23 protein-coding genes and 2 tRNA genes are annotated in these 22,532 nt (G+C 65.2%); 10 read left to right on the top strand and 15 right to left on the bottom strand.

All coding sequences use genetic code 11. From position 1 onward, the window contains the following. Positions 1-16 precede the first annotated feature (16 nt). The 3 genes from U9970_RS10760 to U9970_RS10750 all read left to right on the top strand — a co-directional run bounded on the left by U9970_RS10760 (position 17) and on the right by U9970_RS10750 (position 2,652). Positions 17-1,660, top strand: coding sequence for an AAA family ATPase (locus U9970_RS10760; protein WP_322766112.1), 1,644 nt, complete (start codon positions 17-19; stop codon positions 1,658-1,660). Between the two features lie 122 nt (positions 1,661-1,782). Further along, positions 1,783-1,854 (top strand) — tRNA-Gln (locus tag U9970_RS10755). A gap of 9 nt (positions 1,855-1,863) precedes the next feature. After that, positions 1,864-2,652, top strand: a complete 789-nt coding sequence (locus U9970_RS10750) for an HAD family hydrolase (protein ID WP_322764215.1) — start codon at positions 1,864-1,866, stop codon at positions 2,650-2,652. A gap of 126 nt (positions 2,653-2,778) precedes the next feature. Here the strand turns inward: U9970_RS10750 and U9970_RS10745 are convergent, their stop codons facing one another. After that, positions 2,779-3,027 (bottom strand): hypothetical protein, encoded by a 249-nt coding sequence (locus U9970_RS10745; RefSeq protein ID WP_322766160.1) that lies wholly within the window; start codon positions 3,025-3,027, stop codon positions 2,779-2,781. Here U9970_RS10745 and recA point away from each other — a divergent pair. After that, positions 2,963-4,108 (top strand): recombinase RecA, encoded by a 1,146-nt coding sequence (gene recA / locus U9970_RS10740; protein ID WP_322766111.1) that lies wholly within the window; start codon positions 2,963-2,965, stop codon positions 4,106-4,108. The genes U9970_RS10745 and recA overlap by 65 nt on opposite strands. Before the next feature lie 15 nt (positions 4,109-4,123). Here the strand turns inward: recA and U9970_RS10735 are convergent, their stop codons facing one another. From U9970_RS10735 to U9970_RS10725, 3 genes are read right to left on the bottom strand one after another with little or no spacing between them, the layout of a single operon-like run. Then, a complete protein-coding gene (locus U9970_RS10735; protein ID WP_255024102.1) occupies positions 4,124-4,513 on the bottom strand; it encodes a DUF1815 family protein in 390 nt (129 codons plus the stop codon). A 53-nt stretch (positions 4,514-4,566) separates the two neighbouring features. Next, positions 4,567-4,815, bottom strand: coding sequence for a DUF2839 domain-containing protein (locus U9970_RS10730; protein ID WP_255024101.1), 249 nt, complete (start codon positions 4,813-4,815; stop codon positions 4,567-4,569). Between the two features lie 38 nt (positions 4,816-4,853). Further along, a complete protein-coding gene (locus U9970_RS10725) occupies positions 4,854-6,290 on the bottom strand; it encodes a helicase (protein WP_322764214.1) in 1,437 nt (478 codons plus the stop codon). 59 nt (positions 6,291-6,349) lie between these two features. Between U9970_RS10725 and U9970_RS10720 the strand changes: the two genes are divergently transcribed. Next, positions 6,350-7,261, top strand: a complete 912-nt coding sequence (locus tag U9970_RS10720; protein ID WP_322764213.1) for a prephenate/arogenate dehydrogenase — start codon at positions 6,350-6,352, stop codon at positions 7,259-7,261. 14 nt (positions 7,262-7,275) lie between these two features. Here the strand turns inward: U9970_RS10720 and crtD are convergent, their stop codons facing one another. Next, positions 7,276-8,778 (bottom strand): C-3',4' desaturase CrtD, encoded by a 1,503-nt coding sequence (gene crtD / locus U9970_RS10715; protein WP_322764212.1) that lies wholly within the window; start codon positions 8,776-8,778, stop codon positions 7,276-7,278. Positions 8,779-8,813: 35 nt separating this feature from the next. Between crtD and U9970_RS10710 the strand changes: the two genes are divergently transcribed. Beyond that, a complete protein-coding gene (locus U9970_RS10710; protein WP_322764211.1) occupies positions 8,814-9,701 on the top strand; it encodes a fructosamine kinase family protein in 888 nt (295 codons plus the stop codon). On the opposite strand, the gene U9970_RS10705 is transcribed toward U9970_RS10710, so the two are convergent. Beyond that, on the bottom strand, positions 9,702-10,088 hold the full coding sequence (locus U9970_RS10705; protein ID WP_322764210.1) for a CAAD domain-containing protein: 387 nt from the start codon (positions 10,086-10,088) through the stop codon (positions 9,702-9,704). 47 nt (positions 10,089-10,135) lie between these two features. On the opposite strand from U9970_RS10705, the gene U9970_RS10700 reads away from it, so the two are divergent. Both U9970_RS10700 and moeB read left to right on the top strand, forming a co-directional pair. Then, positions 10,136-10,582: a M67 family metallopeptidase gene (locus tag U9970_RS10700; protein WP_322764209.1), complete on the top strand. Its 447-nt coding sequence runs from the start codon at positions 10,136-10,138 to the stop codon at positions 10,580-10,582. 11 nt (positions 10,583-10,593) lie between these two features. After that, positions 10,594-11,766, top strand: coding sequence for a molybdopterin-synthase adenylyltransferase MoeB (moeB, locus tag U9970_RS10695; protein WP_322764208.1), 1,173 nt, complete (start codon positions 10,594-10,596; stop codon positions 11,764-11,766). Positions 11,767-11,793: 27 nt separating this feature from the next. On the opposite strand, the gene U9970_RS10690 is transcribed toward moeB, so the two are convergent. Then, the gene (locus U9970_RS10690) at positions 11,794-12,942 is read right to left on the bottom strand and encodes a cob(I)yrinic acid a,c-diamide adenosyltransferase (protein ID WP_254937611.1); all 1,149 of its coding nucleotides are present in this window, start codon (positions 12,940-12,942) and stop codon (positions 11,794-11,796) included. A gap of 64 nt (positions 12,943-13,006) precedes the next feature. On the opposite strand from U9970_RS10690, the gene larE reads away from it, so the two are divergent. Beyond that, complete coding sequence (gene larE / locus U9970_RS10685; protein WP_322764207.1) at positions 13,007-13,867, top strand: ATP-dependent sacrificial sulfur transferase LarE; 861 nt, start codon at positions 13,007-13,009, stop codon at positions 13,865-13,867. Between the two features lie 14 nt (positions 13,868-13,881). Here the strand turns inward: larE and speD are convergent, their stop codons facing one another. Together speD and recF are read right to left on the bottom strand one after the other, a co-directional pair. After that, the gene (gene speD, locus U9970_RS10680) at positions 13,882-14,388 is read right to left on the bottom strand and encodes an adenosylmethionine decarboxylase (protein ID WP_322764206.1); all 507 of its coding nucleotides are present in this window, start codon (positions 14,386-14,388) and stop codon (positions 13,882-13,884) included. 53 nt (positions 14,389-14,441) lie between these two features. Continuing rightward, positions 14,442-15,554 (bottom strand): DNA replication/repair protein RecF, encoded by a 1,113-nt coding sequence (gene recF / locus U9970_RS10675; protein WP_322766110.1) that lies wholly within the window; start codon positions 15,552-15,554, stop codon positions 14,442-14,444. Between the two features lie 64 nt (positions 15,555-15,618). On the opposite strand from recF, the gene U9970_RS10670 reads away from it, so the two are divergent. Further along, positions 15,619-15,692: transfer RNA gene (locus U9970_RS10670), tRNA-Arg, on the top strand. 113 nt (positions 15,693-15,805) lie between these two features. On the opposite strand, the gene U9970_RS10665 is transcribed toward U9970_RS10670, so the two are convergent. The 6 genes from U9970_RS10665 to U9970_RS14285 are packed head-to-tail and all read right to left on the bottom strand — an operon-like array spanning position 15,806 to position 22,518. Then, positions 15,806-16,267, bottom strand: coding sequence for an N-acetyltransferase (locus U9970_RS10665; protein ID WP_322764205.1), 462 nt, complete (start codon positions 16,265-16,267; stop codon positions 15,806-15,808). Between the two features lie 20 nt (positions 16,268-16,287). Further along, positions 16,288-19,239 (bottom strand): phosphoenolpyruvate carboxylase, encoded by a 2,952-nt coding sequence (gene ppc, locus U9970_RS10660; RefSeq protein WP_322764204.1) that lies wholly within the window; start codon positions 19,237-19,239, stop codon positions 16,288-16,290. Positions 19,240-19,283: 44 nt separating this feature from the next. Beyond that, positions 19,284-20,462, bottom strand: coding sequence for a glutamate--cysteine ligase (gene gshA / locus U9970_RS10655; RefSeq protein WP_322764203.1), 1,179 nt, complete (start codon positions 20,460-20,462; stop codon positions 19,284-19,286). Beyond that, entirely contained in the window at positions 20,459-21,997 is a 1,539-nt protein-coding gene (locus tag U9970_RS10650; protein WP_322764202.1) for an anthranilate synthase component I family protein, read from the bottom strand. Before U9970_RS10650 ends, gshA begins: the two co-directional genes overlap by 4 nt. A gap of 24 nt (positions 21,998-22,021) precedes the next feature. After that, positions 22,022-22,291, bottom strand: coding sequence for a sulfotransferase family 2 domain-containing protein (locus U9970_RS14290; protein WP_407653118.1), 270 nt, complete (start codon positions 22,289-22,291; stop codon positions 22,022-22,024). After that, positions 22,270-22,518 carry a hypothetical protein gene (locus tag U9970_RS14285; protein ID WP_407653117.1) on the bottom strand — a complete coding sequence of 83 codons (249 nt, stop codon included), beginning with the start codon at positions 22,516-22,518 and terminating at the stop codon, positions 22,270-22,272. The genes U9970_RS14290 and U9970_RS14285 overlap by 22 nt, the downstream gene beginning before the upstream one ends. Positions 22,519-22,532: the final 14 nt, after the last annotated feature.

The raw sequence follows: 22,532 nt of genomic DNA, 5'->3' as shown, positions 1-22,532 counted from the left end.
GTCCAGCCCTGCTTTGATCGCCACCCAGCGCGTCACCGACGACCTCGATCGCCTGCTGGCCCTACTGCCTGAGCTGGTGCAGGCGGCCCTGGCGACCGCCGAGTCGCGTGAGCAGTTGCTTGAGGTTGTGCTGGACCTGGGCCGGGTGCCTGAGGCCCGTTACCCGGGCCAGGTAAGCGCCCTGGGCAATCAGCCCCTGGAGCGCGCCGACCTGGCTGCAGTGGTGGAGCGACTCGGCAGCTTCGGCGGCGACAACCGTGCCGGCATTGAGCGCACCCTGCATCGCATCAGTGCGATCCGCAATCGCAGTGGCACGGTCGTGGGACTCACCTGCCGGGTGGGCAGGGCAGTGTTTGGCACGGTGGCCATGGTGCGCGATCTGCTCGACGCCGGCGAGTCGCTGCTGTTGATGGGGCGCCCTGGTGTGGGCAAGACCACGGCCCTGCGAGAGATCGCCCGGGTGCTGGCCGACGACCTGGGCAAGCGGGTGGTGGTGATTGACACCAGCAATGAAATCGCCGGGGATGGCGACATTCCCCATCCCGCCATCGGCGGGGCCCGGCGCATGCAGGTAGCCAGGCCGGAGCTTCAGCACCAGGTGATGATCGAGGCCGTGGAAAACCACATGCCCGAGGTAATCGTTATTGACGAGATCGGCACCGAGCTGGAGGCCCAGGCGGCTCGCACCATTGCCGAGCGTGGCGTAATGCTCGTGGCCACGGCCCATGGCAATGCCATTGAAAACTTGATCAAAAACCCCACCCTCTCCGATCTGGTGGGTGGTATTCAGGCGGTGACGCTCGGCGATGAGGAGGCCCGCCGCCGCCGCACGCAGAAAACTGTGTTGGAGAGGGCTGCCGAGCCCACTTTCGCCATGGCGGTGGAGATGCACAGCCGCCATCGTTGGCACGTGCACAGGGATGTGGCCCGCACGGTGGACATGCTGTTGCGGGGCCAGGGGGGGCGCCCCGAGATTCGGGAGCTCGGCGCTGATGGGCAGCTGCAGCGGCAACAGGAGTCAGCGCCTGCCCCAGCCACCAGGGAGGCGGTGGCGCCGCGGCCCCATGGGCGACCACGGCTGGCGGCCGCACCCCTGCCCGAGTTGGAGGATGCTGACGGGGCGTCAGAGCGCCCAGCGGTTGAAGCCGCTGCAGCGATGTTGCGGGTGTACGGAGCGGGCCTCAGCCTGGGGCCGCTGGAGCAGGTGGTGCGGGCCCGTCAGTTGCCCGTGGAGCTGGTGGGCAGTGTCGAGCTGGCTGACGCGGTACTCAGCCTGCGCCAACATCTCGGCCGTGATCCCCAGGTGCGCCGTCTGGCTCAGGAACTGGGCCTGCCGATTTTGGTCCTGAAGTCGGCGGCCCCGCCCCAGCTGCAGCGCGCCCTAGAGCGGCTGCTCCAGCGTCATCGTGAGGGCCAGGCGCAAAAGGATCCAGTCGCAGTGGCTGCCTGCAGCGCCCAGGCCGATGACGCGCTCGCCGGGCTGGAGGAATGCCGGCTGGCGGTTGAACAGGTGGTGTTGCCCCACGGCCAGCCCGTAGAGCTGCTGCCCCGCAGCGAGAGGGTGCGGCTGATGCAGGCGGAATTAGCTGATCGCTATCGGCTACGTACCGCCGTATTTGGCCGCGGTGTGGAGCAGCGGCTGCGGCTATTTCCTGCTTGAGCTTGGAGCCGGTGGCTGCTGCGGTTGACGAAGGACCGGGCTCTATGGGTAACTATCTGGGTACCGGAAATTCCGGTTGAGCCCATCCATTAGGTTTGGTTCAAGCTCTTCCAGAGCGCCATTGGGTCGTCGCCAAGCGGTAAGGCAGCGGTTTTTGGTACCGCCATTCCTAGGTTCGAATCCTAGCGACCCAGTTTTGATCAATGTCTTTCGCTCCTCCTGCTGCGACTGGCTTTTGGGCTAGATCTGGCCCCCTGATCGTCTTTGATTTCGACGGGGTGCTGATGGATGGCATGCCCGAATACTGGTGGTCGGCCCGGGCGGCGGCCCTGCAGCTGGCTCCAGAGCTGGCGCTTCCCGAGCAGGCACCGGCAGGTTTCGTCCGCTTGCGGCCCCTGATTCACAAGGGTTGGGAGATGGTGCTGATGGCGGCGGAGCTGGGCCGCCCGGAGCTCAATCTGGAGGGGTTGCTGGCCGATTACGACGGGGCCTTACCTGCCGCTCTGGCCCGTTGGGGGTGGCAGCCGGAGCGGCTGCAGCGCCAGCTCGAGCAGGTCCGCAATGCCGCCATCGCTGAAGCGCCTACTGCCTGGCTTTCCCGCCACAGGCTTTACCCGGGGGTGAAGGAGCGATTACTGCGCTTGGGGCAGGAAGGGGCCGACTGGGTGGTGCTCACCACCAAGGGCGCCGCTTTTGCGGCCAGGCTGTTGGCGGCTGCGGCTCTAGAGCCTTGCGCCCTCTATGGCCACGAGCACGGCAGCAAGCCCGAGGTGCTGCACCAGCTGCTGGATCAGGGGCGACCGCTCTGGTTTGTCGAAGACCGACGCCCCACGCTGGCAACGGTGCGAGCTGATTCCCGCTTGGCAGCGGTGCGTTGTTTTTTGGTGAGTTGGGGGTATTTGGGTCCCCAGGACGCTGAGGCTTTGCCGGCTGACATCGCCTGGCTGACGCCGGAGCAATTTGCTGCCCCCCTGGCGCAATGGCCCCAGTGAGCTAGAGTACGCTCGTACTACAAGCAATTGATACGCCGGCCCGCTTTGGGGGCACTTGCTGTTTAGAGGTCGCAGGATGGCCGTCTTCGGGTTTGCCTGGAGGCCGTACCTGCGGGTCATGCCGATTTACGGCTCGCTCCCGCCCTGCTTTTCGTCTTTGCGGCCTGTTCCTTCGCATTTGATTGCTGTTATGCCCGCTACCCCTAACTCCCCCTCCAGCTCTTCCGTGCCCCCTGCTTCCCGCGCCTCAGCCAGTTCTGCTTCGGCTTCTGCCACTTCTGCTGCTACCACCTCTTCAGCTACTAATTCTTTGGCTTCTGCCTCTTCAGCTAATAGTTCCACTGCCGATAGTCGGGCAGCGGCCGAGCGCGACAAGGCCTTGGGGCTTGTCTTGAATCAGATCGAGCGCAATTTCGGCAAGGGTTCGATCATGCGCCTGGGGGATGCGTCCCGCATGCGGGTGGAAACCATAGGCACCGGCGCCCTCACCCTGGATCTGGCCCTGGGTGGGGGCTATCCCAAGGGCCGCGTAGTGGAGGTCTATGGGCCGGAGAGTTCCGGTAAGACCACCCTCACGCTGCATGCCATTGCCGAGGTGCAAAAGCGAGGTGGTGTGGCTGCTTTTGTGGATGCGGAGCATGCCCTCGACCCCGTCTATGCAGCGGCCCTTGGCGTTGACATTGAAAATCTGCTGGTCTCCCAACCGGATACCGGTGAGATGGCCTTGGAGATCGTCGACCAGCTGGTGCGTTCAGCCGCCGTGGACATCGTGGTGATCGACTCGGTGGCGGCCTTGACCCCCCGCGCTGAAATTGAAGGCGAAATGGGGGACCTGGCGGTGGGTGCCCAGGCTCGCCTGATGAGCCAGGCCATGCGCAAGATCACCGGCAACATCGGTAAATCCGGCTGCACCGTGATATTCCTCAACCAGCTGCGCCAGAAGATCGGTGTCACCTATGGCAATCCGGAAACCACCACTGGTGGTAATGCCCTCAAGTTCTATGCATCGGTGCGCTTAGATATTCGCCGGATTCAGACCCTTAAGCGGGGCACCGAGGAGTACGGCATCCGCGCCAAGGTGAAGGTGGCTAAAAACAAAGTCGCCCCGCCCTTCCGGATCGCTGAATTCGACATCTTGTTTGGCCGTGGCATCAGCACCCTGGGCTGTTTGCTGGATCTGGCCGAGGAGACCGGTGTGGTGGTCCGCAAAGGTGCCTGGTACAGCTATGAGGGCGACAACATTGGTCAGGGTCGGGATAACACGATCACCTGGCTGGAGCAAAACCCAGCCCAGGCTGAGGTGATTGAACAGCTCACTCGGCAAAAGCTGAAGGAGGGCTCAGAGGTCACCGCCAATTCCATGAAGCCCCTCGCCGCGGCTGCTAAGGCGGCTGTTGCAGCATCAGGGCTCGCTGAAGCGGGCGATGGCCTCGAAGAGTTGTCGGTGGCTAGCTGAGCGGCTGGCCCCAGCTCAAGGGAGAGTGAATGCTCCCTTGAGCTGGTTGGGGTTAGGCAGGTTGGCTGAAGATGGAGTTCGCGATCCTTGTGCTGCCACGGGGCTTTGGAGCACCTGAGCGACTCGCTGCAGCTCCTGGATGGCTTCGGCTCCTTCCAGTTTCACCAGTTCGTGGCCATCGCGGGATTCCACCCAGCTGATGCCGAAATCGGAAACCAAAAACCTAACCATGTGATTCGCGTCGAGGTTGGCGACGAAAGAGGCCCCGTGACCATCCCGGCCATCACCGCACACATAGCAAGTGGCTGCAATGCCTCGGCCTTGAAGGCTTTTGGCGAGAGCCTGAAGACTCATCACCAGGTCGTGAACCACAGATCTGTACTGCTCGGCTAAGCGTGGGAACACGACGACCCGGCGGATTCAAGAAGATTCTAATCTTTTCTTCAGGATTTGGCGGGTTAGCCGTCGGACAGGTTCCACCAGCCGGCGGCGGGGCCGACAAAACGCACCGTCAGCCAGAACAGCACCAGGGCGCCGATGCCTATCCAGGCCCCTTTGGTGGAGAGGGTGACGAAGCGATCAGCCTGGTTGCGCGTCAGAGGCAGCCAGGCTGCGATGCGGGGGGAGGTGTCAATTTCCTTGGGCCGTTTCGGCTTAACCAGCTTGGGTGGCAGACCCTGAATGCTGCGACGTTTGGCTTCCCCCATGGCCTCCGCTACTTGAATGGTGAAGTCAGGATCCCACGTCAGTGAGGCAGTAGGCGGGTGAGGTTGATCCAGGGTTCCAGGGCTGCGAGCACCTGGCGGCCCCAGCTCCGCCCCCGCAGCCGCCCATCCAGTACGGCCAGTCGGCCAGCGCCCTCGCGCCTAAGCCCCGCTACACCGAGCTGCAAACGGGTTAGGGCATCTGGCAGCAGGCCCTCTCGGAACCAATCGCGGCCCTCCTGGCGCAGGGCCATTACTCGCGCAGCGGTGAGTGGATCTTCGAGGCTGGCGATCGGCAGCAGGGCGATCACGATCTGGCTTGGCAGCGGCAACCGGGCCTGCTGCTGGAGCCACCAGCACCAGCGGCCACAAATCACCCCATTAGCCTCGGGCGCGGTGCTCTCGTGCCCTACGCGACTGCCGAATTCCGCTGCCAGCCCACTGGTAAGTCCCAATCGCAGGGCGTCGTCATCGATCAGCACGATTGTTAGCCCTGCTTGGCCAAGGATCAGGCGCCGGCTTTGCTCGAGCAGGTGCTGTCCGTAGTTCGGGCTATTCGGCAGCGGTTGGCGCAGCGGCGCAAATAGGGGCAGGGGGTCGGCAAGGGGCGCATCGCCGAGATTTAGGTCCACAACCGGCTGCAGCCCCAATTCACTACCCGGCGCAAGTTGGCCCAGCAGCACCGCACCCCGCCCCTCCAGCAGACCGCGCAGCACCGCCAAGGGCTCGAGGGGGTGGCGGTGCAGTTGCCATTGCAGCAGTTGGGGATTCAGCTGGGCCCAGCTGGTCCAGCCGTCGCCCTTGGCGGCCAGCCAGTCGGGCCATGGCGCGGGTAGGGGGCTTAGCAGCTGCAGTAGATGGCGCAGGGGAGCTTCGTCGTCTGGGGCCAAGGCCACCAGCTGGTTGGGACGGCGGGGGGCGCTGAGCACCCGGCGATTGAGCCGTTGGTGCAGGCTCAGCAGGCTGGACTCGGCCGCGGGCTGGGCCCGCCGCAGTTGGTCCCAGTGCTGGGGTGTGACCACCACCTCCAACGCTTGGCGCAGCAGGGCGTCGAGCTGTTCAGCCTCCGGGATCACCAGTTGGCGCTCCCCCAGCCACCCCTGTTGCCAGGCCGCCACCAGCTGCTGATGGCTAAGCAGCCAGACGCGGGCAGCTTCTGGTGCTTGGTCGCCCTCGAAGCAGGCCAGGGCCATGCTTGGTTCGGCCTTTGCCAGCCTGGGCAGCTCCACCTGCAGCAGCCGTTGGCGTTGGGCCTCGCCCACCACTATGGCCAGGGGGCACTCGCTCAGGGCCAGGGGTACCAGCAGGCTGATCCACCAGCTGGGCTCGCTGCCTGGTGCTATTCGCACCAGGGTGTGGTCGCCGCGGCGCAGGCTGCGGGCCACCAAGCGGCTGAGGCTGAGGTGGTGGGGCCAGGGAGCACTGCCCTCCTGGTGCAACAGGGCTTTGAGTTGCTGATGGGCGCGGGCTTCGAGCATTCCCAGCCAGCCAACAGATCAAAAGCGTAGGAAGCTGGCGGCATGGCTCCTGCCCCCCGATGACTCCCGATTCCTTGCCCAGCCCCCAGGCTCGTGCTCGCAGCACCGTCAATCCGTGGCGGCAGGGGCCCGTGGGGATCGTGGGCTTGGGATTGATTGGTGGCTCCCTGGGCCTGGATTTGCAGCACCAAGGCGTGGAGGTGCGTGCCTTAGTGCACCGTGAGGCCACCGCCGAGCGAGCCCGGCAGCGGCTCCTGGCCACCGAGGTGGATACCAATCCTGCCGTGCTGGCCGGCTGCAGCCTGGTGGTGTTGGCCCTGCCCCTAGACCGGCTGCTGGAGCCGCCGCCGGAGTTGCTGGCGGCGTTGCCACCCCAGGCGGTGATCACCGATGTGGGTTCGGTGAAGGCGCCGGTGCTGCAGCTCTGGCAGGGCTTGCATCCCCGTTTTGTCGCCAGTCATCCGATGGCTGGTACGGCTGAGGCGGGCGTGGAGGCGGGGCAGCAGGGGTTGTTTCGCGGGCGCCCTTGGGTGGCGACCCCCTCTGCCGCCACCGATCCGCAGGCGCTGGCGTTGGTTCAGGGCTTGGCCCAGGCTGTGGGGGCCCACTGGCTCTGTTGCGGCGCCGCTGAGCACGACCAAGCGGTGGCGCTGATCTCCCACCTGCCTGTGTTGGTGGGTGCCGCCCTGCTGCAGACGGCTGATCGGGCGGGCGCTGCGGGCGCCGGGGATCTAGCTGGCCTAGTGCGCGCCCTGGCTTCGAGCGGCTTTGCCGACACCAGCCGGGTGGGCGGCGGCAATCCGGAGTTGGGCACCCTGATGGCCCGCTGCAACCGCGAGGCGCTGTTAGTGGCGCTGGCGCTCTACCGGCAGCAGTTGGAAGCCCTCGAGCAGCAGGTGAGCCAGGGGGACTGGCAGGGCTTGCGGCAGGAGCTCGATCGCAGCCAGGAGTTGCGGCCGCAGTTTCTCTGATCCCCCAGACACGGCTAAGTGTTGAGGTTCAGGGTTTGGCCCCGCTCTGCCAGCAGCTGCCGGCAGGCCATCAGGGCTGAGAGGCCAACGGCGGCGGTGCCCTCGCCGGGGTGGATCGAATCGCCGCACAGCCACAGGCCCGGCAGGGGGGTGCGGCTGGCCAGGCCGAAGGGCCCGAAGCGGCTGGGGTGCTGTCCCAGGCCGCCCACAAAGCCAAAGGGCCGCCCTGTCCAGCGCTCAAAACCCCGGGGTGTGGCCAGCTCAGCGTGGCGCCACTGTTCTGAGTTGATGCCCAGCAGCGACTCCAACCCCCTCTGCATGGCGGCCAGCGCTTCTGCCTTGGCTTGGTCGTAGGCGGTGGCTTCGAGGCCAAACCAGGGCTTCGCTGCTGTGAACACGCTGGCGATCACCGTGGCCAGGCCCGCCGGCGCCCGGCCGTCGCCCTCGTGGCTCACCGACACAAACAAGGTGCCCGGATCGGCCCAATCGAGTTGTAGGTGGGCGGGGCAGTTGGCAGGCAGCAGGGCTCGCTCCACTGCGCCATAGAACACCAACGCGCCGGAGGGATCGGGGAGCTGGGCCAGCCGTTGCCGGTAGCCCGCGGGTAGCTGCTCGCCCAGCAGAGCGGGCAGGCTCTGCACCGGCAGCGCCAGCACCACATCGGCGGCCTGCCGTTCGAAGCGCTCGCCCCGTACCCGCCAGCCCGCCCCGCCTCCAGGCTCGTTGCTGCGCTCCAGGCCGCTCACCCGGTGACGCAGTCGCAGCTGGCCGCCGCCGGCAGCCAGGGCCTGCTCCAGCTGCTGGCTGAGCACCTGCATGGAGCCCTGCAGGTGCCAGAGCCCAAGCGGTGCCTGGCCCATGGCCAGCACGGTGGCGCCATAGAGGGCGGCGGTGCGCTCTGCTGGCTCCTGGGAGTACAGGCGTAGCTGCAGATCCAGGAAGCGGCGCAGGCGTGGATCCCCGCCACAGCCCGTGAGCGTGAGCAGATCAGCCACGCTGGCGGCAGCGAGTAGGCCACTGGCCAGGTTGGCGGGCCTTAGGGCCGGCAGCAGCTGGCCCAGGTCCCAGAGGCTGCGCGGCGGCAGCACCGGATCGCGGCTTGCAAAAGCCCAGTTGGCACCATGCAGGGTGGCGCAGAGCTGCCAGAAGCGGCCGCTGCCGGGAAACTGCTGCTCCCGCTCGGCCTTCCAGCGAGCTGGATCGCGCCAGATCCGCACCGGTGGCCGGCCATCGGCCAGATCCACCACGCAGGCTGGATCCAGGGGGGTGGCCTGCGGTAGGGGCAGACCGAAGTGGGCCAGCAGGCGCTGGTGGCTGCCGCCCGGTTCCAGGCCTGCCACCTGGGTGGCGCCCACATCAAAGGTGTAAGGGCCGCGGCGGAAGGTGCCGGCGCAGCCGCCGCTCTGCTGGTGGGCTTCCAGCAGTTCCACCGTTAGTCCCTCCCGGGCCAGTAGGGCTGCGGCGGTGAGGCCGGCGATGCCGGCGCCCACCACCACCACATCGAGGCGCTTCTCCATGGCGCCATGCTGGCAACCAAGTGCGCGGGCGCGCGATGCAGGCCTGGGTAGAGCAGCAGCTCGGCTGCGCCGTGGTGGCCCAGGCGCCGCTGGGGGGTGGTTGTATCCACCAGGCCTGGCGGCTGGAGTTGGCCGATGGTCGCAGCGTGTTTGCCAAGACCAATGCGGCCGCCGCCCTGGCCATGTTTGAGGCGGAGCTAAACGGCCTGCAGCAGTTGGCCCACCATGCGCCCGCCGCTCTGGTGATTCCAGAGCCCCTGGCCTGGGGAGTGGCCGGCGATCGCGCCGTGCTGCTGCTCAGCTGGCTTCAGTTGGCAGGCTCACTTGGCGCCGCAGCTGAAAGTGGTTGGTTTCAATGCGGCCAGGCCTTGGCCCAGCTGCACCGCAGCAGTGCCGGCTCGGCACCAGCCCAGGGCTACGGCGCTGCAGCAGACAACTTCATTGGATCAGCCCCCCAGCCCAACGGCTGGCGCTCCGATTGGGGGGTGTTTTTTGCGGAGTGCCGCTTGGCGCCCCAGCTGGCCTGGGCCGCTAGCCGGGGAGAGCCGCTGCGGGGAGCACGGGAGCTGCTGGAGCTGGTGCCCCGATGGCTGAGCGGCCATCACTGTGAGCCGGCGCTAGTGCACGGGGATCTCTGGTGCGGCAATGCGGGCCTGCTGAGCAATGGCTGCAGCACAATTTTCGATCCCGCCTGTTTCTGGGGAGATCGGGAAGTGGATCTGGCGATGGCCCAGCTATTCGGCGGGTTTCCGAAGGCTTTTTTTAGCGGCTACGAAAATGGATGGCCGCTGGAGCCTGGGGCTAAGGGTCGGGTCGCCCTCTACAACCTGTATCACCTTTTGAATCACGCCAACTTGTTTGGCGGCGGCTGGGGACGCCAGGCTCAAACCACAATTGATCAGCTGCTTCTTAATAGCTGCTGATTAGCCCAGATATTCCTTGCGGAGGTTTTGGACCTTGGCCACCACGGCACCACGCTTTTCGCTGGTGGTGAGGTTGTGCCAACTCCACTGGCCGACAATCACCAAGCCGAGCAGCTCCAGCAGGCCGGGAACCACGGGCAGCAGGTTGATTGCGTCGAGCACTCCTTTGATCAGGATCTGAGCGACGATCACAGCCAGAATTACGCCGCTGGCTTTGCCGATCCGGCCCATCTGGCTCCAGTCCACCTGGTCCAGGGTGCCGTTCACCTTGGCAAGTATGTCGCTGTAACGCTCACTGAAGCTGACTTCGGCGGCACCGGAGGTGGCGTCAGTCTCCACTTCAGTGGCAGTGCCCTGCTCAACCGCGTCGGTGGTGGTATCGCTCATGGACCGGTTGGAAGGCGAATGTTTGGAATGATTCATAAGGTATCGGTGTGTTCTCCCAAGCGCCAGAGCAAATCAGGGCAGATCTGCACCTGCTCACCGTTTTGCGCCCCATCCTGGCCAGCGCCGAACCGGAGGAGGGCTGTGCCCTGCTGCTGGGTGAACGCTTGGACTACGACTGGCAACTGCGCCTGATCTGGCCGTGTTGCAACGTCTGGCCCCAGCCTCAGCAGCGCTGCCGTCGATTTGCGATTGACCCAAGGGAGCAGCTGCAGGCGCAGAAGTGGGGCAGGGAGCAGGGGCTGGAGCTGCTGGGCTCGGCCCACAGCCACCCCACCAGTGGGGCCGTGCCTTCTGACACCGATCGCAGTCTCTGTGGGGTATCCACTTTGATGGTGATTCTCGGGGCCCAAAACCTTGGTGGGGAGTTGGTTGCCTGGTGGCTGCCGGAAGCTCCGGCTCCGCCCCTGCGCCTGCCATGGAGAATGGGGGCCTGATCCAAGAGGCCATGCTTCCTCCCGACACCAGCGGCGTCCAGCTCAGCCCCGATGAGGTGGCTCGCTTTGCCCGGCACCTGATCCTGCCAGAGGTGGGTATGGAGGGGCAAAAGCGGCTCAAGGCTGCTTCTGTTCTGTGCGTGGGCACCGGTGGGCTGGGCTCGCCCTTGCTTCTTTATCTAGCGGCTGCCGGCGTAGGCCGGCTCGGCATCGTCGATTTCGACGTGGTCGACCACTCCAACCTCCAGCGCCAGGTGATCCATGGCACCAGCTGGGTTGGCAAGCCCAAGATCGAATCTGCCAAGGCCCGCATCCTGGAGCTCAATCCCCACTGCCAGGTGGATCTCTACGAGACGGCCCTCACCAGCGAAAATGCCCTGGAGATCATCTCCGGCTACGACCTGGTCTGCGACGGCACAGACAACTTCCCCACCCGCTACCTGGTGAACGACGCCTGCGTGCTGCTGGGTAAGCCAAATGTCTACGGCTCGATCTTCCGCTTTGAAGGTCAGGCCACGGTGTTCAACCTGGATGCAGCCAGCCCTAACTACCGGGACCTTTTCCCTGAGCCGCCGCCGCCGGGCATGGTGCCCTCCTGCGCCGAGGGCGGAGTGGTGGGGGTGCTGCCCGGAATCATCGGTGTGATCCAGGCCACCGAGGCGGTGAAGATCATCACCGGCATAGGCACCACCCTCAGCGGCCGGCTGCTGCTTTTCGATGCCCTGGCGATGAAGTTCCGCGAGCTGAAGCTGCGGCCGAACCCGGAGCGCCCCGTGATCGACAAACTTATTGACTACCAGGAGTTTTGCGGCGTTGGCGGCACCGCCCCGGGCCAGGAAGAATCCGGAGCTGTGGAGAGCATCGGCGTGGGCGAGCTCAAAGTGCTGCTGGATGGTGACACCAGTGGCCTGGTGCTGATCGACGTGCGCAACCCCCCCGAGGCGGAGATCGCCGTGATTCCTGGCGCCGTTTTGATCCCTCTCGATCAGATCGAGAACGGCACGGCCGTCGAACGCATCCAGCAGCTGGTGGCCGGCAAAACCCTTTACGTCCACTGCAAGCTGGGTGGCCGCAGTGCCAAGGCCCTGATCGCTCTGAAACGCCACGGCATCGAGGGAATCAACGTGGCCGGAGGCATTGACGCCTGGAGCCAGGAAGTTGATCCGAGTGTGATGCGCTACTGAGGCTTGGTTTCAGTAAGTAATCCAGCCTCAATAATCCACGCCCCGCTTGAGATCGACGCCGCGCTCGGCGTAATGCTTGTGGCACACCATCTCGGAGTGCACCGAAGCCAGGTCGAAATAGGCAGGGCGGTTTTTACAGCGGCCGGTGAGGATTACTTCCGTTTCAGCGGGCTTGCGCAGCAGGGTTTGCACGATCGGCTCCACCGGCAGTAGCTCCAGATCAACTGTCGGGTTGATTTCATCGAGGATGACCGTTTTGTAGAGGCCGCTAGAGATGGCGGCCCGGGCGATCTCCCAGGCCCGCTCAGCTTCCACGTAGTCGATCGGTTGCTGCTGGCCGCGCCACACGATTGCATCGCGCCCGGAGCGCAGGTGATCAACTAAGTGGGGATAGCTCTCGCGCAGAGCGGCGATGGCGGCATCTTCGGTATAGCCAGCGCCACCTTTGAGCCACTGCAGGATCAGCACCCGGTGGCTTTTGTCCTGGCTGATGCCACGGCCGATCGCCTGCAGCCCCTTACCCAGGGCGCTGGTGGATTTCCCCTTGCCTTCACCGGTGTAAATCTCGACGCCTTCCAGGCCGCCGGGGCCCTGGTGGGCGCGCATTTCCGAGTGCAGGTCGGCCAGTTGCACCAGCTGGCGGGGCGCACCGCGACCTGTGCAGATCACCTCCATGCCGTCGGGTTTGGCCGCCAGGGTGCGGGCCACATCTTCGACATCAAGCAGGCCCAGATCCAGCACCGGGTTGAGCTCGTCGAGCACCACCACCGAGTAAAGGTCGCTGGCGATGGCCCCTTTGGCGATGTCCCAGCCCCGTTGGGCCTCCTGTCGGTCGAAACGGGTGGCTTCCTCGGCGCTGAAAAAGTCTCCCCTGCCGGTGCGCACCTGGTCGATCAGGTGGGGGAAGCCCTGTTGCAGGGCTTCTATGGCGGCGTCTTCGTCGTAGGCCCGGCCGGGCCCCTTGAGAAAGCGCAGCAGCAGCACCCGGGTGCGTTTTTGCTCGCAGATACCCAGGCCGATGGTGCGCAGAACCACCCCTAGGGCCGCCTGGCTTTTGCCCTTGCCATCGCCGTCATAGACGTGCAGCTGGCCGTGGGCGCGCTCATCGCTGCCGGCCGCCGTACGGATGCCGATGCCCCGGCCCGTTCCCCTTTGCGGCGTCTGGGTGCTGCTCATATGGGGATGTTACCGGCGTCATTGGGGTAGGGGTTGCCAAGATCTGGGCAGGAGTTTGGTGGCGATGTTGTTTTCCCTGTTGGAGCCGTTGCCGCCGCCGCTGGAGCTGGCGCTGGCTTCGTTGCGTCAGCAGTTGGCGTGCCTAGATCGGTTGGTGTTGGCCTATTCCGGTGGGGTAGATAGCGCCCTGGTGGCTGCCCTCGCCGTAGAGCAACGCGGCGAGGCAGCTTTGGCGATTACGGGTGTGTCGCCGGCGCTAGCCCCCCACCTGCGGGCGGAGGCGGCGGAGCAGGCTCGCTGGCTGCGGATCGCCCACCGGGAGATCGCTACGGCGGAGCTGGCAGATCCGGCCTACGCCAGTAACCCTGAGCAGCGCTGCTACGCCTGCAAGCGGGAGCTGCACCGGCTGCTGGCGCCGATCGCGGCCGCGGCGGCAGGGGCGACCGTGCTCGATGGCGTCAATGCCGAGGATCTGGGTGATCATCGGCCCGGCATTCGGGCCGCAAAGGAATTCGGTGTGCGCTCGCCCCTGGCGGAGGTGGGCCTCGACAAGGCCGGCGTACGCCAGCTTTCTCGGGCCCTGGGGTTGCCCTGGTGGGACAAGCCGGCCCAGCCCTGTCTGGCCTCGCGCTTTCCCTACGGCGAACCGATCACGGCAGAGCGGCTGCAGCGCGTGGCTGCAGCGGAAGCCTGGTTGTTGGCACGGGGCTGGCCCCAGGTGCGCGTGCGCTCCCAGGGGCAGACAGCTCGGATTGAACTGCCTGCCGCCCAATTGGATCGCGCCCTGGGTTTGTGGGCCAAGCCCGAAACCAGGCAGGCGCTGGTGGCCGCCTTCCTGGAGATGGGTTTTAGCGCCGTGGGGCTGGATCTGGAGGGGCTGGTGAGCGGCAAGCTCAACCGGGAACTGGGCTCAGCCAAGCGGTGATTAGCCGGCCGAGATCAGAGGGTCACCGCGGCGGTGAACCCCTGCTCCTGCAACGGATCACGCGGGCTCTCAGCAATCGACGGCGGCGTCTCGCGGCGGAAGCTGGTGAGCTTGTGGTCGTTGGCTGAAAGCTCGGCGGCGAGCACCGCACAGGCTTTTTCCGGCATCGTGTGATCACCGCAGGTGAACACATCAACCGCCGCGTAGCCCGATTCCGGCCAGGTGTGAATCGAGATATGGGATTCGGCCAGCAGGGCCAATCCCGTAACCCCTTGGGGTTCGAATCGGTGGGTGATCAGGTTGAGGAGGGTGGCACCGGCACGCTTCGCTGCTGCGGTGATGGTGTCCCTCAGGAAGACTTCGTCGTCGAGCTTGGCGCTATCGCAGCCATAAAGCTCAAGGATGCAGTGTTTCCCGACCGTTTCGGAAATCTGGTGAGGCAGGGGAGAGGCTGCGGTGGTAGCAGCAGGGGCCTCGGTCCATCCCGGGTTCGGGTGGAGGCAGGGCAGGGTCTGGGTCATCGAATCCGACCAAACAAGCTTCCAACCATACGCTGTCAACTAAGTGGCTAGGCCTAGCCGACCAAGTCAGTTGGCATCTTCGGATCGAGCTGGCCGGCGCGCATCCGCACCACCTGGCTTTCGGCCTGCCAGCCCCCACTGAAGGCTCCCAGGTGGGTGGCACTCACCAGGCACTGGTGACCTTCGCCCACCGCTTCGAGCAGCAATTGTTGCCGCTCCGGATCTAGCTCGGCGAGCACGTCGTCGAGGAGCAGCAGGGGTGGCTCCCCCAGGACGGAGCCCACAAGCTCGAGCTCAGCCAGCTTGAGAGCCAGTACCAATGTGCGCTGCTGGCCAGCCGAGCCATAGCGGCGGGCCGGTTGGCCGGCTAGGGCCAGCTCTAGTTCGTCCCGGTGGGGCCCCACCGTGCATTGGCCCAGCCGCAGTTCCTCCTGGCGTTGCAGCTGTAGCTGCTCAAGCAGGGATTGACGCCAAGGCTCCTCAGCCTCCTCTCCCGCCAAGACGGTGCCGCTTTGGTAATTCAGTTGCAGCTGTTCCCGGCCGCCGCTGAGCCGCTCCTGCCAGGCTGCGGCCAGGGGCTCGAGGCGCCGGATCGCCCGGAAGCGGCGCCGGTGCAAGCGGGTGCCGATCACGGCCATTTGCAGATCAAAGGTGTCGAGTAGGGCCAGCAGGCTGGCCCCCCCCAGGCCGCGCCGCAGCAACTGGCTGCGCTGGCGTAGCAGTCGGCCGTAGCGACTCAGCAGGTCGCCGTAGAGAGGCTCGAGCTGCAGCACCACCCGGTCGAGCCATTGACGCCGGCCGGCCGGTTCGCCCCGCACCAGCTCGAGGTCGAGGGCGCTGAAGCCCACGCAGCGCAGCGAACCCAGCAGGTCGAGCTGGCGCTCCAGCTGCTTGCCGTTGCGCTGGGCCTGCCTGCCGGCACTTCGGCGCAGCTCCAGCTGCAGCTGGTCGCCGCCGCTGGTGAGGGCGCGCACCTGGCTGCTGGCCTCGCCGTGCTGGATCAAATCACGATCGCTACTGGTGCGGTGGGAGCGCAGGCAGCCAAGTAATTCCACCGCTTCCAGCAGGTTGGATTTGCCCTCGCCATTGGCCCCGACCACCAGCAGCCGGGGAGCCTCCAGGCTCAGCTCCAGCCGGCTGATATTGCGGAAACGCAGCAGCTCCAGGCGATGCAGCCGGATAGGTCTGATGCGGTGAGCGGTTAAGGTAGGCCAGGCGGGGTGCCGTTATGGGCATGTAGCTCAGTTGGATAGAGCATCAGATTCCGGTTCTGAGGGTCGGGGGTTCGAGTCCCTCCATGCTCGTCACCCCAGCGCTCCCCGCCCCAACTCTCCCCACCGCCGAGGCAGTCAAGGCCCAGGCGGCGGGGGGGGGTCGCTTTTGGATCGTGGTTTGCTGGCCAAGCCCCAGCTTGAGATCAACTCTCCAGCTTGAGCCCCATGGCGCGGATGCCCCCCGGATCCACTGCAAACCCGTAGCGCTTCAGGGCAGCAAGGGCCTGGGGCGGGGCTGAAAGAGAGATGCTGCACCCCGCCAGCTCCCGGCGCAGCCGGCCCAGGGCGGCATGGACGAGCACCGCCAGGATCTCTGCTTCAGCTGGATCGGCAGGATCGGCGCAAAGGTCCCAGAGGTTGGCATTGAGGGCGAGGTCGCTGGTAGCCCTGACAAAACCCACCAGCCGGCCATCGGGGCCCGCCACGCCCAAGTGCCAGACGCTCAGCTCCAGCACTCGCTGCCAGCGCTCGGGCTGCCGGGGCTGATCACCCGCTGCAACCAGCAGCCGGTTGAGCGCCTCGGCACTGGGCAGCAGGCCATCGGCCAGTAGGTGATAGCCCTCCCTCAGTCGTGGGGCTTGGGGCTGGCTGCGGAACGGGATCAAGAGGGAGTCCAGAGCTGGGTTTAGCCGGTGTTGCGCATGCCGGCTGCGATGCCGTTGATGGTGAGTAGGGCGCCCCGCAGTAGTTCACTGCGGCTGTAGGTGCGTCCATCGTCGCTGCTGCTGGCGCTCGTTTCACTCATCGGTGGTTGGCGGTTTTGGTCGCGCAGGCGTCTGAGCAGGGCCACCTGCAGGAAGCCGAGCGGAATGATCGTGCGGTTGCGTAGATCCACCGAGAGCTGCAAGGCAGGATCGCCATCCAGCAATCGGCTGTGGCCGGTGATCGCCAGCACCAGATCGCGGGTAAGGCCAAATTCGGCAGCGATCGACTGGAAGATTGCTTCAAAGGCCTCGCGGTTTTCGCTGCGGCCCAGGGCCTGGACGTAGTGGTGGGCCAGGTCGAGATCCACCTTGGAGAGGGTCATCTCCACCTTGGAAATCAGCATGCGGAAGAACGGCCAGCGCTGGTAGAGCAGGCGCAGTAGCTCCAGCTGGCCAGGATCCTGGTCGAGCTCCTCCTGCAGGGCAGCTCCCACCCCAAACCAGCTGGGCAACAGGAAGCGGCTCTGGGTCCAGCCGAACACCCAGGGGATGGCCCGCAGGCTTGAGAGGTCCTTGGCGCCACTCTTGCGGCGGGCCGGGCGGCTGGAGATCTGCAGCTTGCTGATCTCTTCGATCGGGGTCACCTGCTGGAAGAAGGCCACCAGGTCGGGGTTGTCGTGCACCAGGGCCCGGTAGTGGTCGCGGGAGCGGGCCGCCAGCCGGCCTATCAGCTCGTTCCAGCTGGGGGTTTCGTCGACGGGGCTGCTCACCAGGCTGTTCTGCAGCACGGCGGTGGTGACCGTTTCCAGGTTGTAGAGCGCTAACTCCGGCAGGGAGTATTTGGAGGCCAGCACCTCCCCCTGCTCGGTGATCTTGATGCGGCCGCTGAGGGTGCCGCTGGGCTGGGCCAGGATCGCCTGATAAGCGGGACCACCGCCGCGGCCCACCGAGCCGCCCCGGCCGTGGAAGATGCGCAGGGCGATGCCGTGTTCGATGGCCAGCCGCTGCAGGGCAATCTGGGCCTTGTGGATTTCCCAGTTGCTGGAGAGAAAGCCGGAGTCTTTGTTGCTGTCGGAGTAGCCCAGCATCACTTCCTGGAGCGGCTGGCCACCATCACTGCCCAGCAGGGCTAGGTAGAAGGGATGGCGGAACAGGGTGCCCATCACCGCTGGCGCCCCCTGGAGGTCCTCCACCGTTTCAAACAGCGGCACCACCAGCAGGCCGGCGCGCTGGGCAATTGGGTCTACCAGCCCGGCCTCCTTGGCCAGCAGCAGCACCTCCAGCAAATCGGAGACCGTGTGACTCATGGAGATCACGTAGGTGCGGCAGATGCGCGATCCGAATTCCTGCTGCAGCCGCTGCAGCATCCGGAACACGGCAAAGGTTTCGGCTGTGGCGGCGCTCCATTTGGCCGTGGGCGGCAGCAGGGGCCGGCGGGTTTGGATTTCGCTGAGCAGCCACTCGACCCGCTGGGCCTCATCCATCTCGCCGTAGGGCACGGCTAGCTGTAGGTAGCGGCTGAGTTCGTCGAGGGCATCGCTGTGGCGGGTGCTCTCCTGGCGGATGTCCAGGCTGGCCAGGCAGAAGGCGAAGATCTGGGCCTGGCTGATCAGGTGCTGCAGCGATTCGCAGCTAAGGCCAGTGCGCTCGAGGCTGTCTTGGATCAGCTCCAGGTCGTAGCGGAATTCATCAACCGTGCTGTAGTGCAACTCCTGGGTGGGAGCGGGGGCCAGGCTGCCCCCCATCGGCGGTGGTGGAGCGCTGCCATCGCAGGGAGACTCCCAGCCGGCATCGGCTAGTTGCTGGTTGCGTTGGTGGGTGAGCCGCAGCCGCTCCATGGTGTAACAGAGCTTGAGCCGGTAGGGCTCGAGGCGGTAGCGGGCAGCCCGCTCCTCGTAGATCTCGGGGAAGCGCAGCCGGTCCATTTCCAGCGATTCCAGTAGGGCCGGGCTTACCTGGCTCCACTGCATCGAGATGCTGAGCTGGTCACTGAGCTCCGTCACCGCCTTCAGATAGCGCTCCAGCATCAGCTGGCGTTGGTAGCAGGCGGTGCGCCAGGTGATGTCCGGTGTCACCGAAGGGTTGCCGTCCCGGTCTGAGCCCACCCAGGAGCCGAAGGTGCAGAACGAATCCCGTGGCGGCTCCACGTCTGGATAGCTCAGCTTCAGGGCGGCGCGAATGCGATCGCGCAGCTGGGGCATGGCGTCGAAGAGCACCTGCTGGAAGTAGTGCAGGGCGTAGTCGACCTCGTCGAGCACCGTCGGCTTGAACTGGTGCAGCTCGTCGGTGCGCCACCACAGCCGGATCTCCTCCTCCAGCTGGAGTCGCAGGCCTTGGCGCTCAAGGCCATTGAGGCCGCTGCCCTGCTCCAGTTTCTGGATCAAGGTGGCCACACGCCGCTGCTTGTGCCGCACCGTGTGGCGCACAATTTCGGTGGGGTGGGCGGTGAACACCAGCCGCAGATCGAGGGTGCGCAGCAACTTCTCCAGCTGGGCTGGGGGCACATTCAGGCTGCGCAGGCGGGCGAACAGCTGGCGAAAGGTGGCAGGGTCGGTCTGGTTGGCCAGGGCCGGCAGGAAGGGATCGCTGGGGCCGTTTTCCTGGTTTTTGAGGCTGTTGAGGTAGCTGTCCTCCTCGATGTGTTGCTCAAGGATGTTGACCAGCTGGAAATAAAGCGAGAAGGCCCGGGCCGCGGCGATTGCCTCGGCTAGATCCATCTCGCGGATTAGCTGCACGATCGCCTCAGCGACATCAGCCTCGTTTGGGTCACTCAGCTGCTTAAGGCGCAGCAGCCGCTCGGCCTGCTCGGGGGGGCACTCGCTGCGCAGCACCGTCTCCCAGAGATCCTCGACCAATTCGAGACGCTCGCCCAGCAGCCGGGTGACCCGCTGGGAAGCCGGTATGGCCTCGATGGCTGTAGCGGGAGTGGGCATGGACTGCCGCATGGGAGCTGAATTGGCGGCGGAGTGATTTTCGATCATCCCAAAGGGCCAGGCACCCCGTCTGTGGCGATTGCCTCAAGTAGCTCCGCCTCCTGGCTAGCCATCGCCTCGACGGTCTGGTTGAGCAGGGTTGGGATCGACAGGCCAGCCTGGTGACCGGCTAGCCAGCCCATGGCCTGGTTGCCCTGGTCAAGGACGCCCTGCAGGGGGGCCAGCACCCGGCTCAGCCCCAGCTCTTCGGCAAGTGGAGCCAGATCGGCCAGCTCCTGAGCCAGCCAGTCTCGGACCAGGATCGGGGCCCCATTGCGCCAGTGCATCACGGTGGCATCCAGGCTGGAGCGGGCTGCGGCCCGGTCGTTGGCATCGGCGAGGGTGGCTAGCTGGGATGGGCTCAGGCTGCTGGCGTGGAGGGGGTCGTAGCGCTCCGGTTCTCGCAGCAACTGTTGCAGGCGCAACTCGGCGAAGGCCGTAATCGCCAAGAGCACGAGTGGATCGGTGACCAGATCGCAGATGCGAATCTCTAGTCGGTTGAGGTCGTGGGGCCGGTTGTCGCCATTGGGCCGCACCGATGTCCAGAGATGGCGCACGTTTTGCATGGTGCCCAAGGCCAGTTGCTCGCCCATCCAGCTGATGTAGTGCTGGTGATCCAGGAATAGGGGCACCTCCGCTGGCGTCAGGGGAAACTGCAGCCAGCGTTGGGAATGGGCAGCGGTTACAAGCCCATCGAGAAAGGGCGAGCTGGCGCTGAGGGCCAGGAGCAGGGACGCTTCGCAGCGCATCAGGCGCAGGCCTGCAAACAGGCTGGTCATTGGCTCGAGGCCGTGGTCTGCGGTGAGCCCCAGATTGATGTGCACGCTGGCTGTAACCACCTTGGTGCCGTAGGTGGCCTCGATGTAGCCGTGATACGGATTGGCCGGATCTGAGCGCTCAAAACGCTGGCTGTCCCCCAGGCTCAGGGTGCTGCCGGGCAGCAGGGTGAGATTGCGGTTAGCGAGCCAGCGGCGCAGCCGCTGGCGGGGCTCGAGCAGCAGTTGCAGTTGCCGGGAGTAGTCGGCATCTGGGGGAGTGATGTATTCGAGGTTGCGGCAATCAGGCTCGGTTACGAACCCATCGAGGGCGGCCGCAGCCTCGGCGCTGCAGCCCACCACCGTGCCATCGGCACGGCCGGTGTAGAGCTCCACCTCAAAACCCTTAAGCAACAGAGGGGCGCTCATGGCTGGGCCGGCAGCAGACAGGCCAGGGCTTTGAGCATGCCGCGGGCTTTGTTCAAGGTTTCCTGGTATTCGAGCTCGGGCTTGGAGTCGGCTACTACTCCAGCGCCGGCTTGAACCTGCACGCGCCAGCCCCCTTCGGCGTGGGGCAGCACCACCATCGTGCGGATGGTGATGGCGGTGTTGAGTGCGCCGGCCAGGTCGACCCCGCCGTACACCCCGGAGTATGGGCCTCGGGCGTCGGGCTCCAGGGCGTGGATCAGCTGCATAGCCCGAATCTTGGGAGCGCCACTGACCGTACCGGCGGGGAAGGAGGCCATCAGCAGGTCCCACACCGTTTGGCCCTCGGCCAGCAGACCCTCCACCTGGCTCACGATGTGCATCACGTGGGAGTAGCGCTCGATCACCATCAGCTCGCTCACCTTGACGGTGCCCGGCTGGCAGACGCGGCCCAGGTCGTTGCGGCCCAGATCCACCAGCATCACGTGCTCGGCCCGCTCCTTGGGATCAGCCAGCAGCTCCGCCTCCAGAGCCAGGTCTTCAGCCTCATCGGCGCCCCGGGGGCGCGTGCCTGCGATTGGCCGCAAGGAAGCCTTAATTCCCCCTGCGGCCGTGGGCTCTGCCTTCACCATCACCTCCGGACTGGAGCCGATCAGATACCAGCCGCCGAAGTTGAAAAACGCCATGTAGGGCGAAGGATTCACCATCCGCAGGCTGCGGTAAAGCTCGAAGGGATCGCGATCGATGCGGGTTTCCAGCCGCTGGCTGAGCACCAGCTGGAACACGTCGCCAGCTTCGATGTGCCCTTCTCCGCGGCTCACGGCGGTCTCGAAGGCCTCCTGTCCGACGTTGCTGGTGGTCCGCAAATTGGCAGCGATGTCAGCGGCAGTGGCGTCGTGCCAGTTCAGGGGGGAGCCGGCTCCGGGCAGGGGGCCGTGCATGCGCTTCTCCAGGGCCTGGATGCGGGCTGCGGCCGCGGCGTAGGCAGCCTGCGGATCCTGGCCGCCACTCAAATCGGCGTAGGCCACCGCGGTGATCTGGCGCTTCACCTGGTCGAACACCAGCAGGCTGTCGGCCAGCATCCAGCAGCCATCAGGAGGAGCACCCTCGGCGGCCGGATGCACCGGCACGCTGGGTTCGATCCAGCGGATCAGCTCGTAGCCCCAGAAACCAAACAGCTGGCCCACCGGTGGCAGACCGGGGATCGGCGGGCTGGATAGGGGCTCTAGGCAATGGCGCAGCAGCTCGAAGGGGTTGCCCTGCAGCCGCTCCTCGGAGCCGGTTCGCCATTGGCGCACACTTTGGTCGCCGCGGCTGGTGAGGGTCCAGAGCGGATCAGACACCACAAAGCTCCAGCGGCCGATGCGCTCACCACCCTCCACAGACTCCAGCAGCACGCCATGACTGCTGGCCGCTCCGGCCTTCAGCCAGGCGGTGAGCGGGGTTTCCAGATCAGCAGGCCAGCGCTTCCAGAGGGGGATGAAGTTGTGGCCGGCTGCCACTTGGTCGCGGAAGGCCTGATCCTCGGATTTGGACATCGAACCTGTGGTGCGATGAAGCCTTTATAAGTCTTGGGGGTAGCCAAGCTTTAAGAAGTCAGTGACATAGAGACGATTAACAATTTGCCGTTCCTCCATCCCATAGGCCTCTTTGAGCTTTTGATTGGCTTGTGTGTGATGTCGGCCTGTTTGCGGTAGTGGGCTTTCCAATTGCACCTTGAAGACCCTCTGTAGAACTTGGTTGAGATCTCGATCGATTGATTCTATTCGCCCAATAAAATCAAAGCATTCGAGTGGTAAGCAAAGAATCTCTACTTGTGGAGCCCAGTGCATGTCCAAAAAAAGTCCGCCTGAATCGAGATAGCGGCAAAATCCCAGAAAGCTGGCTGGCTAGCTCGGCTATAGGAATTGCGTACAAAAGTGAATTTAAAAGCTTCGTGTTCGAGCTTGTGTGCTTGATTTATAGAGAGAAAGATGGGTCTTTGGAACTTGTATTTTGGATTATCACGTCGGGCCAGTCGAGGGCTATAGGCACTGTGGGTGAAGAAGGTTTGGGTTATGGAGGTGTTCGCCG

This window comes from Cyanobium usitatum str. Tous (assembly GCF_963920485.1).
Lineage (GTDB): Bacteria > Cyanobacteriota > Cyanobacteriia > PCC-6307 > Cyanobiaceae > Cyanobium_A > Cyanobium_A usitatum_A.
The sequence above is the reverse complement of the archived record's forward strand: the minus strand, read 5'-3'. Positions and strand labels throughout refer to the sequence as shown.